The following is a 13,970-nucleotide window of genomic DNA, read 5'->3' on the forward strand; positions in this document are numbered from 1 at the left end:
ACCTGGAGCCGAGAAGTGCCACTTCGGCTAGTGCCTCTTCCCTCTCTTCGACGACGGTGACCGGGGCCTTGCGGCCATGAGTAACCGTACGACTTGCCCCAACACGTGGGAGCGGGCGCCGGCTGTCCTGGCGGGTACCGGCTACCAGGGGGCCGCGTGCCGGCCGCGCGTACTCGCTGTCTGCCGACGGGTACCGGCTGTCCGGCTGTGTGTCGGCTGTTCGCCCGCGGGCACCGGCCGTCCGACCGCGTGCCGGCTCTGCGACCCGCGGTCCGATCCGACCGTACTCAGGAGTGCGACAACCGCCCGGTCCCGCCCCGCCGGCCTATTCGCTCCTGCGCGCGCTGGGCCTCACGCGCCAGCTGCCGGGCTCGGCGCCGCTCGCGTCGCAGGGAGCGCGCCGTGCTGCTCGGAGCCGAGACCACGCCGTTGCGCTGGTTCCATACCTGGCGGGTCACCCAGACGTCCAGGGCGCCCCAGGTGGCCAACACCGTGCTGACGACGCTGCTGATCACCATGGGGAACGCCAGCCACGACCCCGCCAGCGTGCACAGGAAGGCCACCATCGCCTGTATCAGCGTCAACGCGATGATCAGTACGGCCCGCACCGCCGACCTGCGTACGGGATCCGGCATGCGGCGCCGTGGCGCGGGCTCCTCCACCCACAACGGCCGGTACCCCGACCACCCCTGGGGCGTCCGGTCACCGTCGGCCGCCACGTCAGCGTCGTCCTCGTCCGCCGTCACCACGCGTGTGCCCTCCGGAATCTCACGGCTCACCGTCTCCGTGCGCCCGCTCGCCGGAATGTCGCGATCCGGCGCTTCGGGGCCACGCCGCGCCCTCTCGTGCGTCGTGGTGCCGTCCTCAAGCGCCTCACGCCGCTCCGCCGTGCCCATCACCGTGTCACTCCCCACCGCCAGCAGACCCGTTGCCCGTGTCCGAAGACCCGGCTCCCCAGTGGCTGCCCGGCTTGCGCTGTTTTACGCCGCCCAGGGGCAGGATGCGGCTCCTGTGGCCCATTCCGCCCCCATTTCCCGTACAGAAGGACGAACGACGCGGCGCGAAGATTCCCGGGAATGATAAAAATCCGGCCAACTGGCCAGAGAAACCGGCTGGTTCCCTCCCCCGGGGTGCCACGGGATGGCGGTAGGCAATCTCCCGTAATGAACGGACAACTCCACATGTCTCGTCGCCGGTACGGAAGTTCAGGTTCCGGACCGCTCTTCGAGTTACCTGTGCGTCGGTAGTAGGCTCGCGCCGACTGTTGACGCACAGGTGTGCCCCCTACCCGGTGGGGGGTTTGAGCTGGGGGAGGCCATGCGCTTTCGCGGGAAGTCGATCCGCCGGAAGATGGTGGCGCTGCTTCTCGTGCCGCTGGTGTCCCTGACCGCTATCTGGGGTTTCGCCACGGTACTCACGGGGCGAGGTGTGGCCCAGCTGTTCACGGTGTCGTCCCTCGTCGAGAAGATCGGTTACTCCACCGAGGACGCCGTGCGCGTCCTCCAGCAGGAGCGTCGTCAGGCGCTCGTCTATCTCGCCGACCCACGGGCCTCGGACGCACTGACGGCGCTGCGCGTCACCCGGCGCTCCACCGACACCGCCGTGTCCGAGATCCGCAAGAACGCCAAGGACCCCGACGTCCGCGACGGGATGGACGAGGGCGACGAGGAACGCCTCACCGCGGTCCTGGACGCCTTCGACGGCATCAACGCCCTGCGCCGCAGCGTCGAGGACGGCACGGTGACCCGCGCCCAGGCCCTGTATCTCTACAACCGCCTCGTCGACCCCTGCTACGCACTGCTTGGTGCCCTCGACGGCATCGACAGCGTCGCGATGGACAAGCAGGCACGCGCCCTGCTCAACGTCACCCGCGCCCGCGAGCTCCTCTCGCGCGAGGACGCGCTGCTCAGCTCCGCCCTCGTGGTCGGCAAGCTCACCCGCGAGGAGATCCGCGACGTCTCCGACCTCGTGGCCCAGCGCACCCTCATGTACGACGTCAGCCTCACCGACCTGCCGTCGTCGGAGCGCGAGCGCTTCGAACGCTTCTGGAAGAACGCCTCCACCGCCCCGCTGCGCGTCGCCGAACAGGCCGTCATCTTCGGCCAGCCGGGCCGGCCCAGCATCGTCGAGGCCAAGAGCTGGGACACCGCCGCGGGCAGCGTCCTCGAAGAGCTCAGCAAGCTCAACGACGAGGCGGGCACCCGCTATCAGGAGCGCGTCCAGCCGGTGGCGATGGGCGTCATCGTCAAGGCCGCCATCGCCGGCGTCCTCGGACTGCTCGCCCTGCTGTTCTCGCTCGTCCTGTCCGTACGGATCGGCCGCAGCCTCATCCGCGACCTGCGACAGCTGCGCCTGGAGGCCCACGAGGCGTCCGGCGTGCGCCTGCCCAGCGTGATGCGCCGCCTCTCCGCCGGCGAACAGGTCGACGTCGAGACCGAGGTCCCGCGCCTGGAGTACGACAAGAACGAGATCGGCGAGGTCGGGCAGGCCCTCAACACCCTCCAGCGCGCCGCCGTCGAGGCCGCCGTCAAGCAGGCCGAACTGCGCGCCGGCGTCTCCGAGGTCTTCGTCAACCTCGCCCGCCGCAGCCAGGTCCTCCTGCACAAGCAGCTCACCCTCCTCGACACCATGGAACGCCGGACCGAGGACACCGACGAACTCGCCGACCTGTTCCGCCTGGACCACCTCACCACCCGTATGCGCCGCCACGCCGAGGGCCTGGTGATCCTCTCCGGCGCCGCCCCCTCCCGGCAGTGGCGCAAGCCCGTCCAGCTCATGGACGTCGTGCGCGCCGCGGTCGCCGAGGTCGAGGACTACGAGCGCATCGAGGTGCGCCGTCTGCCCCGTGTCGCCGTCACCGGCCCGGCCGTCGCGGACATCACCCACCTCGTCGCCGAACTCCTCGAGAACGCCACGGTGTTCTCCCCGCCGCACACCGCCGTCCAGGTCCTGGGCGAGCGCGTCGCCAACGGCTTCACCCTGGAGATCCACGACCGTGGCCTGGGCATGGCCGCCGAGGCCCTCCTCGACGCCAACCTCCGGCTCGCCGAGACGCCCGAGTTCGAACTGTCCGACACCGACCGGCTCGGTCTCTTCGTGGTCAGCCGTCTCGCCCAGCGCCAGAACGTCCGCGTCTCCCTCCAGCCGTCGCCGTACGGCGGCACCACCGCGGTCGTCTTCATTCCCGACGCGCTCCTCACCGACGACGTGCCCGACACCAACGGCATCGGCTTCCGTCTCGACCGGCCCACCCCGTCGAAGGAAGCGGAGCTGGAGGAGGCGCGCCGCGCGGCCCTCTCCCAGGTACCGGTCCGGGTGCCCGGCCTGCCCACCTCGCTCCTGGACGGTCCGGTCGAGCTGGAAGCCCCCGTCGACCTCGACGCGCTCGGCGGCTTCCCGGACCACCTCGCCGACGAGGACGGCGATCGCGGCGGCCTGTTCCGCCCGCGTCGAGCCCTCGGCCCCACCGAGACCGAGACGACCGGCCCGCTCGGCGAGCAGCACCCGGTCTCCGGCATCCCCGGCGGCCCGGAGCAGAGTCCCGAAGCCGACATGAGCGCGCCGGTGCCGCTGCCGCGCCGCAGCACACCCAAGCTGGTCAGCTCGCACGGGCGCCCCGTCACGGAGCAGCGCTCCCGGCGCGAGAAGCCCGACCCGGAGCCCTCGGCGAGCACGAGCCGACCGCAGCCGAACGGCCTCGCACCTCTGCCGACCCGGCGCCGCGGCACAGGCCCCCAGGGCGGCGCGGCCGACGGGCACGACCACGGCCAGGAGCGCCCCGGCATCCCGTCCGCCGACGCGCGGGATCGCGGCGAGCCGTCGGCGCGGGACCGCGGTGAGCAGCCGGAGCCACCGGCACTGCCCAGGCGCACCCATCGCCCCGCCATCGCGTCCAGCAGCGCCGACGACTCGGCACCGAACCCGGCCGGCGCGCAACCGCCGACCGGCTCCGGAACGGGCGCGCTGCCCCGCCGCGTACGGCAGGCCAACCTGGCTCCCCAGCTCAGGCAGGGCCCCGCGCGGCGCACCGAGGACAAGCCGGAGCCCGTGGAACGGGACGCGGACGAGGTACGCAGCCGAATGGCCTCACTCCAACGCGGCTGGCAGCGCGGCCGCACGGAGAACGCCGCGGGCGACGACGCCCACAGCGGCACAGCACCACAACGAACGACTAAGGGGGACGGTCGATGACCGCACCAGAGGCGACCGGCCACACCGCGACGAACCAGTCGGGGGAGCTCAACTGGCTCCTCGACGACCTGGTGGACCGAGTCGCCAGCATCCGCAAGGCCCTCGTGCTCTCCGGCGACGGCCTGCCCACGGGTGTGTCCAAGGACCTGACCCGTGAGGACAGCGAGCACCTGGCCGCCGTCGCGTCCGGGTTCCACAGCCTCGCCAAGGGCGTGGGCCGGCACTTCGAGGCGGGCAGCGTCCGGCAGACGGTCGTCGAGCTGGACGAAGCCTTCCTGTTCGTGACGGCGGCCGGTGACGGCAGCTGCCTCGCCGTGCTCTCGGACGCCGACTCCGACGTCGGCCAGGTCGCGTACGAGATGACGCTCCTCGTCAAGCGGGTCGGCGTACATCTGGCCTCCACTCCGCGCACCGATCTGACCTCGGGCGGGTAGTGGGATGGCATGAGCGCTGACGGTCAGGGAAGAAGCCACTGGTTCGACGACGAGGCCGGACCGGTCGTCCGTCCGTACGCCATGACGCGTGGCCGCACCACCAGTGCGGCCCAGCACCGCCTCGACCTGATCGCGGTGGTCGTCGCGGAAGCGCACGCGGACGACCCGGACGCCGACTCGACACTGTCCCCGGAACACGTGGACATCGTCGAGCTGTGCCGTGACGCCCCGCAGTCCGTCGCGGAACTCTCCGCCGAACTTGATCTGCCCATCGGAGTCGTGCGGGTCCTTGTCGGAGACCTCGTGGATGGGGAATTCGTCCATGTGAACCGGCCCGTACCGCCTGCTGAGCTGGTGGACGAGAGTATTCTGCGCGACGTGATCAACGGCCTGCGGGCGCTGTGAGCGGCGCGGAAGCGGGGTAGTGACGTGACAGGCTGGCAGTTCTGGGTCGACCGTGGCGGCACCTTCACGGACATCGTCGCGCGACGCCCGGACGGCCGCCTGCTGACGCACAAGCTCCTGTCGGAGAACCCGGCGCGCTACTCCGACGCCGCCGTGGCGGGCGTACGCGAACTGCTGAACGGCTCCCCGGACCCCATCGAGGCCGTCCGCATGGGCACGACGGTCGCCACGAACGCCCTCCTGGAGCGCAAGGGCGGGCGGACCCTGCTGGTGATCACCCGCGGTTTCCGCGACGCCCTGCGCATCGCCTACCAGAACCGCCCCCGCATCTTCGCCCGCCGCATCAAGCTGCCCGAGCTGCTGTACGAGCGGGTCGTCGAGGTCGACGAGCGCATCGCCGCCGACGGCACCGTCCTGCGCACCCCCGACCTGAACGCCCTCGCCGGTCCTCTCCAGGAGGCGTACGACGACGGGATCCGCGCCGTCGCCGTGGTCTGCATGCACAGCCACCTCCACCCGGCCCACGAGCAGGCCGTCGGCCGACTCGCCGACCGCTTCGGCTTCCCGCAGATCTCGCTCTCCAGCGAGGTCAGCCCCCTGATGAAACTCGTCCCGCGCGGGGACACCGCCGTCGTCGACGCCTACCTCTCGCCCGTGCTGCGCCGCTACGTCCAGCACGTCGCCGACCAGCTCGAAGACGTGCGGCTGATGTTCATGCAGTCGAACGGCGGTCTCGCCGAAGCCGGGCAGTTCCGAGGCAAGGACGCCATCCTCTCCGGCCCCGCCGGCGGCATCGTCGGCATGGCCCGCATGTCGCAGCTCGCCGGGTTCGACCGGGTCATCGGCTTCGACATGGGCGGCACCTCCACCGACGTCTCGCACTTCGCGGGCGACTACGAACGCGTCTTCACCACCCAGATCGCCGGAGTGCGGCTGCGCGCCCCCATGCTGGACATCCACACCGTCGCGGCCGGCGGCGGCTCGGTGCTCCACTTCGACGGCTCCCGCTACCGCGTAGGGCCGGACTCGGCGGGCGCGGACCCGGGGCCCGCCTGCTACCGGGGCGGCGGACCGCTCGCCGTGACCGACGCCAACGTCATGCTCGGCCGCATCCAACCCGCGCACTTCCCGCACGTGTTCGGCCCCGACGGCGACCAGCCCCTCGACGACGCCCTCGTCCGCGACCGCTTCACCGCCCTCGCGCGCGACATCCGCGAACAGACCGGGGACGACCGCACCCCCGAGCAGGTGGCCGAGGGCTTCCTTCAGATCGCCGTCGCCAACATCGCCAACGCCGTGAAGCGGATCTCCGTCCAGAAGGGCCACGACGTCACCCGCTACGCCCTCACCACCTTCGGTGGCGCGGGCGGACAGCACGCGTGCATGGTCGCCGACTCGCTCGGCATCCGCACCGTCCTCGTGCCGCCCATGGCCGGCGTGCTCTCCGCACTCGGCATCGGACTCGCCGACACTACGGCCATGCGCGAACAGTCCGTGGAAGTCCCCCTCGACACCGCGTCGATGCCCGGCGTCCTGAAGACCGCGGATGACCTCGAATCCGCCGCCCGCGCCGAAATCCTCGACGAGGACGTCCCCGAGGACCGCGTCAGGATCACCCGACGCGCCCAACTCCGCTACGACGGCACCGACACCACCCTCACCGTCGAACTCACCGAGCCCGACACGATGCGGCGCGCCTTCGAAGAACGTCATCGCGCCACGTACTCCTTCACGCTCGACCGCCCGATCGTCGTCGAAGCCCTCTCCGTCGAAGCCACCGGCATCACCGAACCCCCCGATCTCTCCGCTCTCGCCCCTTACGAGGCCGCCCCCGAGGACAGCCCGGCCGCACCGCACACCGTCCTCCTCCACACCGGCGGCACCCGGCGCGAAGTGCCCCTCCACCGCCGGGAGTTCCTCCCTCCCGGCGAGACCGTCACCGGCCCCGCGATCATCACCGAGGCCAGCGCGACGACCGTCGTGGACGACGGCTGGCAAGCCGTGGCGACCGACGACGGGCATCTGGTCATGGAACGCGTGGCGATTACGGAGAGTTCCGATCTCGGCACGAAAGCCGACCCGGTTCTACTCGAGGTCTTCAACAACCTCTTCATGTCCATCGCCGAACAGATGGGCGCCCGCCTCGAATCCACGGCCCAGTCCGTCAACATCAAAGAACGCCTGGACTTCTCGTGCGCGCTCTTCGACCCGGACGGAAACCTGGTGGCCAACGCCCCGCACATCCCCGTCCACCTGGGTTCCATGGGCACGAGCGTCAAGGAGGTCATCCGGCGCCGCGGCTCCGGAATGCGCCCGGGCGACACCTACGCGGTCAACGACCCGTACCACGGCGGCACCCATCTCCCCGACGTCACCGTGATCACCCCGGTCTTCGACACGGACGGCACGGAGAACACGGAGAGTGAGCCGCGGATCCTCTTCTACGTCGCCTCACGCGGCCATCACGCCGAGATCGGCGGCATCGCGCCCGGCTCCATGCCCGCGAACAGCAGCACCATCGAGGAGGAGGGAATCCTCTTCGACAACTGGCTGCTCGCCGAGAACGGCCGCTTCCGCGAGGAGGAGACCCTCGCTCTGCTCACCGAGGCGCGGTACCCCTCGCGCAACCCAAGGACCAACCTCGCCGACCTGCGCGCCCAGATCGCGGCCAACCAGAAGGGCGTCGACGAAGTCGCCCGCATGATCGAGAACTTCGGCCTCGACGTCGTCCAGGCCTACATGCGGCACGTCCAGGACAACGCTGAGGAAGCGGTCCGCCGCGTCATCGACGCCCTCGACGACGGCGAGTACGCCTACGAGACCGACTCCGGCGCCGTCATCCGGGTACGCGTGCGCGTGGACCGCGCCGCCCGCACCGCCACCGTCGACTTCACCGGCACCTCCCCGCAACTCGCCACCAACTTCAACGCGCCCTTCTCGGTCGTCAACGCGGCGGTCCTGTACGTCTTCCGCACCCTGGTCGCCGACGACATCCCCCTCAACGACGGCTGTCTGCGCCCCCTCGACATCATCGTGCCGCCCGGTTCCATGCTTGCTCCCGAACCTCCGGCCGCGGTCGTCGCGGGCAACGTGGAGACCTCCCAGGCCATCACCGGCGCCCTCTATGCGGCCCTCGGCGTCCAGGCCGAAGGCTCCGGCACCATGAACAACGTCACCTTCGGCAACGAACGCCACCAGTACTACGAGACCGTGGCCTCCGGGTCAGGCGCGGGCGACGGCTTCCCCGGCGCGTCCGTCGTCCAGACCCACATGACCAACTCACGGCTCACCGATCCCGAAGTGCTGGAATGGCGACTGCCCGTCCAGCTCGACGAGTTCGCGCTCCGGCACGGCAGCGGCGGCGCCGGTCGGTGGCACGGCGGGGACGGCGCCGTACGCCGCCTCCGGTTCCACGAGCCCATGACCGTCTCCACGCTGTCCCAGCACCGCCGCGTCCCGCCCTACGGCATGGCCGGCGGCGAGCCCGGCGCACTGGGGGCCAACCGCGTCGAGCACGCGGACGGCACGGTCACCGCGCTCGCCGGCAGCGACTCGGCGGACGTCGGCCCCGGCGACGTACTCGTCATCGAAACCCCCGGCGGCGGAGGCTACGGCCCACCGTCGCGCGACCCCCATCAAGCAGGAGAAGAGATCGATGATCTTCGGGCGTTCTGAGCGCGGGAAGCCTCCGGTCGAGCCCGTCACGCTCAAGATCCTGGTGGCCGGCGGCTTCGGTGTGGGCAAGACCACCCTCGTCGGCGCGGTCAGCGAGATCAGGCCGCTGCGCACTGAGGAACTGCTCACCGAGGCCGGACGTCCGGTCGACGACACGAGCGGTGTCGAGGCCAAGCGCACCACCACCGTGGCCATGGACTTCGGCCGCATCACCCTGCGCGAGGACCTGGTCCTGTACCTCTTCGGCACGCCCGGCCAGGAGCGGTTCTGGTTCATGTGGGACGAGCTGTCGGAGGGTGCCCTCGGCGCCATCGTCCTCGCCGACACGCGGCGTCTGGAGGACTCCTTCGCCGGCATCGACTACTTCGAGCGGCGCGGCATACCCTTCCTCGTCGGCGTCAACTGCTTCGAGGGCGCAGACCGTTACCCCGCCGACGACATCCGGCAGGCCCTCGATCTGGACCCCGATGTACCGCTGGTGCTGTGCGACGCCCGTGACCGGGAGTCCGTCAAGGAGATCCTCATCGGCGTCGTCCAGCACGCGATGGCCTTCCAGGCGAGCCACCGACAGACCGTGACGACCTGAGCCCCGCTCACGGACACGGCCCGTACCCCCGCCGACCGGGGTACGGGCCGTGGGCCAGGGGCACACCGCGCGTGGCTCACGTCGGACGCACGCACGCGTGGGCCGCTCTCGGCGCCTGCCTCAGCTCTGGCCGTCCTCCTCCCAGCCGAAGCTCTTCTCCACCGCCTTGCGCCAGTTGTGGTACTCGCGGTCACGCACCTCGGCGGTCATCGTGGGCGTCCACTCGGCGTCCTTCGCCCAGTGCGCCTTGAGCTCGTCCAGGTCGTTCCACACGCCCGTGGCCAGCCCGGCCGCGTACGCGGCGCCCAGACACGTCGTCTCGGAGATCTTGGGCCGGATCACCGGCACGCCGAGTACGTCGGCCTGGTGCTGCATGAGGAGGTTGTTCTTCGTCATGCCACCGTCGACCTTCAGGGTCGTGATCTCGACGCCGGAGTCCTGGTACATGGCGTCCACGACCTCGCGCGTCTGCCAGCTCGTCGCCTCCAGCACCGCGCGGGCGAGGTGCGCCTTGGTGACGTAGCGCGTCAGACCGGTGACGACGCCGCGCGCGTCCGAGCGCCAGTACGGAGCGAACAGGCCGGAGAAGGCGGGCACGATGTACGCGCCGCCGTTGTCCTCGACGCTTTCCGCGAGGGACTCGATCTCGTCGGCGGTGCGGATGATGCCGAGCTGGTCGCGGAACCATTGGACGAGCGCGCCCGTTATGGCTATCGCACCCTCCAGGCAGTACACCGGCGCCTCGTCGCCGATCTTGTAGCCCATCGTCGTCAGCAGCCCGCTCTTCGACGGCACCGGCCGGTTGCCCGTGTTGAGCAGCAGGAAGCTACCGGTGCCGTAGGTGTTCTTCGCGGTGCCGACGTCGTAGCAGGCCTGACCGAATATGGCCGCCTGCTGGTCGCCCAGGGCCGAGGCGACCGGGACCCCGGCCAGCTGGCCGACGGCGGTGCCGTACACCTCGGCGGAGGACCTGATCTCCGGCAGGATGGCCTCGGGCACGTTCATGGCGGACAGGATCGAGGAGTCCCACTGGAGGGTCCCCAGGTTCATCAGCATGGTGCGCCCGGCGTTCGTCACATCGGTGACGTGCCGCCCGCCGTCCGTGCCGCCGGTGAGGTTCCAGATGAGCCAGGAGTCGATGGTGCCGAAGGCGATCTCGCCGCGTTCGGCGCGATCCCGCAGGCCGGGCACGTTGTCCAGCAGCCAGGCGGCCTTGGGGCCGGAGAAGTAGCTGGCCAGCGGCAGACCGGTCTGCTCGCGGAACCGGTCCTGGCCGTCCGAGCCGCCGAGCTGGTTGCACAGTGCCGCGGTGCGCGTGTCCTGCCACACGATCGCGTTGTGCACCGGCTTGCCGGTCGCACGGTCCCACAGGACCGTCGTCTCGCGCTGGTTGGTGATGCCGAGCGCGCTGAGCTGGTCGGTGCGCAGTCCGGCCTTCGCGATCGCCCCGGCGACCACCGCCTGCACCTTGGACCAGATCTCCGTGGCGTCATGCTCCACCCAGCCGGGCTTGGGGAAGATTTGGCGGTGCTCGCGCTGGTCGACGGCCACGATCGCGCCGTCCTGGTTGAAGATGATGCAGCGGCTCGAGGTCGTGCCCTGGTCGATTGCGGCGACGAACTTGTCCGTCATGACGTCCCCTTCGTCGGATCCTTCAGAACGCTGCGTTGTAGATGACCCCGCCCAGCACCCCGCCGATCAGCGGTCCCGCGACCGGGATCCACGAGTAACTCCAGTCCGAGCCGCCCTTGTTGGGAATCGGGAGCAGGGCGTGGATGATGCGGGGGCCCAGGTCACGGGCCGGGTTGATGGCGTACCCCGTGGGACCGCCGAGCGACAGACCGATGCCGACCACCAGGAACGAGACGATCAGGATCCCCGTGCCCGACAGGGCGAGGCCCTTGGTCAGGCCGAACGCCAGGATCGGCAGCACCAGCGCGATCGTCGCGATGATCTCGGTGATCAGGTTCGCGACGGGATTTCGGATCGCGGGCGCGGTGGAGAAGATCCCGAGCGTCGGCTGGGCGATCTTCTCGTCGCGGTTGGCCTGGAACTGCGCGAAGTAGACAAGCCAGCACAGCACCGCGCCGAGCATCGCGCCGACCATCTGGCCGGCGATGTAGATGCCGACCTTGTCCCAGACCCCCGTGTCGATGGCGATCCCGATCGTCACGGCCGGGTTGAGGTGTCCGCCGGACAGCGGGGCCGCGGTGTACGCGCCGGCCATGACGCCGAAACCCCAGCCGAAGGCGATGACGATCCAGCCACCGTCCTTCGCCTTGGAGTAGTTCAGTAGGACTGCGGCTACGACGCCGGCCCCGAAGAGGATCAGGATCGCGGTGCCGATGACCTCACCGAGGAAAATGTCTCCGTTGCTCATGGCTGCTCCTAGGCCCTGGCCGGGACGATCGGCCCCGGTTCTTCGTGCGGGGTGCGTTTCCCATGGCGACTTCAGACGAAGGCAGGGAGGGTCCCGAGCCCCGCCCGGCGTCCGTGACGAGCGTGCCGTCGCAGCCGAATCGCCCGTGGGGGAGGGCCTTTGCACAGGCGGAACCGCGCGGCGCAGTGCGTGGATACGCCGAGAATGTACGGCGATGTCGGCTGACACCGGGAAGTGTTCACCGGTGTCAAAGGGGCGTCAAGGTCGCTGACGCCAACGGTTCGGGGTGTGCCGACGGCTCACGGGCCCACGCCTTCCGCGCTCCGGGCACGCCCACTCGGAAGTGAGACGGGACAGGGACGGGACTCTAGGCCCCGCCGGGGCCGGCAGGCGGGCCAGCTCCTGCTGGACTCGACAAGGGTCGAAGGCCATTGCTGTTGTCTTACTGTTGCCTTGCTGTGCTGAGGCCCACGGGTGCCTTTCGGCCACCGCTGACCTCGTGGGGAAAGCGTCTCACCCCCTGCCGGGCTCCGCCACCGCGCAACCGGCGGCAGGCGCCGCTTCCGCTCCACGCAGGATTTCGTGCCCCGGCAGTCCCGCGCGCCCCAGGACCCAGCTCGCCCCCCGCAGCGACTTCGCGGCCTTCTTGAGCGGCGCGAGACAGGAGGCCGCCTGGCGATGGTCCGTCACGCTCCCGGGTTCGCACAGGACCGTGGCCAGGGACAGAGTGATGACGCGCCCTCCCGCCGACCAGGGCGCGTCCAGCACCGAGGCAGCGAGTGGATTCAGCCCCTCCGGATCCGCGAGCACCAGGAAGTCGTCCCCGCCGATGTGGCCGACGCGGGTGCTGTCCGTCGCCACGTGCTGAAGCGCCCGTCCGACCGACCTGATCAGCTCGTCGCCGGCCGCGAACCCGGCCCCGTCGTTGACCTGCTTGAAGTGGTCCACGTCCAGCCAGCTCAGCGCGAATCTCCGGCCGTCCGCGATCCGCCGGTCCACCTCACCGGTGATCGCGTCTGATCCCGGCAGCCGAGTCAGCGGGTTGAGCCCGGCCGCCTCCTCCACCCGGTTCTCGGCGAGCGCCCGCACGAGGTCCGCGAGCCGTACGACGCCGACGCACCGCCCGAAGCGGTCGACCACGGCGACGTCGTCCGAGGTGCGAGCCCGCCCGCCGTCGGCGACCACGTCCAGTACCTCCCACGCCGTGGCGTCGACACCCACCGTGCGCGGCGGATCACCGAGCTTGGCCGCGGGCCGGTCGGCGTACAGGGCGTGGCCGTAGCGGCCCGACATGGACAACAGGAAGCGGGAGCGATGCACCGACCGCACCGGGACGCCGTACATGTCCACGAGCAGCACCCCGGACACGTCCGGGGACCCGGTCAGCAGCGCCCGCACCTGCCCGGCCGACGCCGTGGCGGGCAGCAGTGCCGCCGGCCGCACGAACTCGCGTACCGAGGGCCCGGAACGAGGCGTCACCGCCAGTCCGGTCGAGCGTGGCGGAACGTATACCTCCGCCGCGGGCAGCCGGGCCGGCGGGGCGAACAGCTCGCCCTGGGCCAGCTGCGCACCCGCATCTCGCGCCGCCGCGCACTGGAGCTCCGTCTCCACCCCCTCGACGCACACGAGCGCTCCCAGCTGCTCGCACAGCGCCCGCATCGAACCGATCGCCGCCGGCCGCCCCAGCAGGGACGCGTCCAGTTTCACCAGCTCCGGCGACATGTCGGTGAGCAGCCGCAGCGGGACGTCCCCGTCGCCGACGCCGTCCGCGCTGATCCTGAACCCCTGGTTCCGCAGCGCGCCGACCGCCTCCAGGAGCGCCTGCTGGGGCACGTGCGTGTACGGCGGACCGATGTCGATGGTCACCTCCCACGGCAGCCGCCCCGCGGCGCGGACGGCGTCGTGCAGCGGTGTCAGTCCACCGAGGTCGCCGAGGGTGCCGGCGAACACGTTGACGTACAGGGGGAGCAGAGTCTCCTTGCGAGCCGCCGCACGGAACGCCAACACGGCGAGCTGGCCGTCGAGTTCGGGATCGCGGCGCGCCTCGGCCAGGACGTCGCCGGTCTCCGGGCGGGCCAGTATCTCCAGCCCCGCGACCCCGCCCGTCGTCAGATTGACCACCGGCTGGAAGGCGAAGCGGAGAGTATCCGTCCAGGAGTGCACGGGAGCATGATTGCGCCGCTGGAGTCCGCCCGAGCCCAGTTCATGAGACGTTCACGCAGGATTCCGGCCCGCTCACGCTGCGTAGACAAATGCTGATCGTCATGGGCGTGAGCGAGGCAGATGCGCCGCCGGTACG

The 13,970-nt window shown here is 70.6% G+C and carries 9 protein-coding genes; 5 read left to right on the forward strand and 4 right to left on the reverse strand.

Annotation, left to right across the window (positions count from 1 at the left end; all coding sequences use genetic code 11):
• Positions 1-287: 287 nt before the first annotated feature.
• Positions 288-896, reverse strand: a complete 609-nt coding sequence (locus tag CP983_RS36275; RefSeq protein WP_150504281.1) for a hypothetical protein — start codon at positions 894-896, stop codon at positions 288-290.
• 421 nt (positions 897-1,317) lie between these two features.
• On the opposite strand from CP983_RS36275, the gene CP983_RS36280 reads away from it, so the two are divergent.
• The 5 genes from CP983_RS36280 to CP983_RS36300 are packed head-to-tail and all read left to right on the forward strand — an operon-like array spanning position 1,318 to position 9,291.
• Positions 1,318-4,191 carry a nitrate- and nitrite sensing domain-containing protein gene (locus tag CP983_RS36280; protein WP_150504283.1) on the forward strand — a complete coding sequence of 958 codons (2,874 nt, stop codon included), beginning with the start codon at positions 1,318-1,320 and terminating at the stop codon, positions 4,189-4,191.
• Positions 4,188-4,625, forward strand: coding sequence for a roadblock/LC7 domain-containing protein (locus CP983_RS36285; RefSeq protein WP_107909449.1), 438 nt, complete (start codon positions 4,188-4,190; stop codon positions 4,623-4,625). Before CP983_RS36280 ends, CP983_RS36285 begins: the two co-directional genes overlap by 4 nt.
• Positions 4,626-4,634: 9 nt before the next feature.
• Positions 4,635-5,030: a DUF742 domain-containing protein gene (locus CP983_RS36290; RefSeq protein ID WP_107909450.1), complete on the forward strand. Its 396-nt coding sequence runs from the start codon at positions 4,635-4,637 to the stop codon at positions 5,028-5,030.
• 24 nt (positions 5,031-5,054) lie between these two features.
• The gene (locus tag CP983_RS36295; RefSeq protein ID WP_150504285.1) at positions 5,055-8,705 is read left to right on the forward strand and encodes a hydantoinase B/oxoprolinase family protein; all 3,651 of its coding nucleotides are present in this window, start codon (positions 5,055-5,057) and stop codon (positions 8,703-8,705) included.
• Positions 8,686-9,291 carry a GTP-binding protein gene (locus CP983_RS36300; protein ID WP_030947268.1) on the forward strand — a complete coding sequence of 202 codons (606 nt, stop codon included), beginning with the start codon at positions 8,686-8,688 and terminating at the stop codon, positions 9,289-9,291. The genes CP983_RS36295 and CP983_RS36300 overlap by 20 nt, the downstream gene beginning before the upstream one ends.
• Positions 9,292-9,411: 120 nt before the next feature.
• On the opposite strand, the gene glpK is transcribed toward CP983_RS36300, so the two are convergent.
• From glpK to CP983_RS36315, 3 genes are all read right to left on the reverse strand, one after another.
• Positions 9,412-10,923 carry a glycerol kinase GlpK gene (glpK, locus tag CP983_RS36305; RefSeq protein ID WP_150504287.1) on the reverse strand — a complete coding sequence of 504 codons (1,512 nt, stop codon included), beginning with the start codon at positions 10,921-10,923 and terminating at the stop codon, positions 9,412-9,414.
• 22 nt (positions 10,924-10,945) lie between these two features.
• On the reverse strand, positions 10,946-11,671 hold the full coding sequence (locus CP983_RS36310) for an MIP/aquaporin family protein (protein ID WP_150504289.1): 726 nt from the start codon (positions 11,669-11,671) through the stop codon (positions 10,946-10,948).
• A gap of 513 nt (positions 11,672-12,184) precedes the next feature.
• On the reverse strand, positions 12,185-13,834 hold the full coding sequence (locus CP983_RS36315) for a GGDEF domain-containing protein (protein WP_150504290.1): 1,650 nt from the start codon (positions 13,832-13,834) through the stop codon (positions 12,185-12,187).
• Positions 13,835-13,970 lie beyond the last annotated feature (136 nt).

Source organism: Streptomyces chartreusis (genome assembly GCF_008704715.1).
In the GTDB taxonomy this organism is placed as follows: domain Bacteria; phylum Actinomycetota; class Actinomycetes; order Streptomycetales; family Streptomycetaceae; genus Streptomyces; species Streptomyces chartreusis.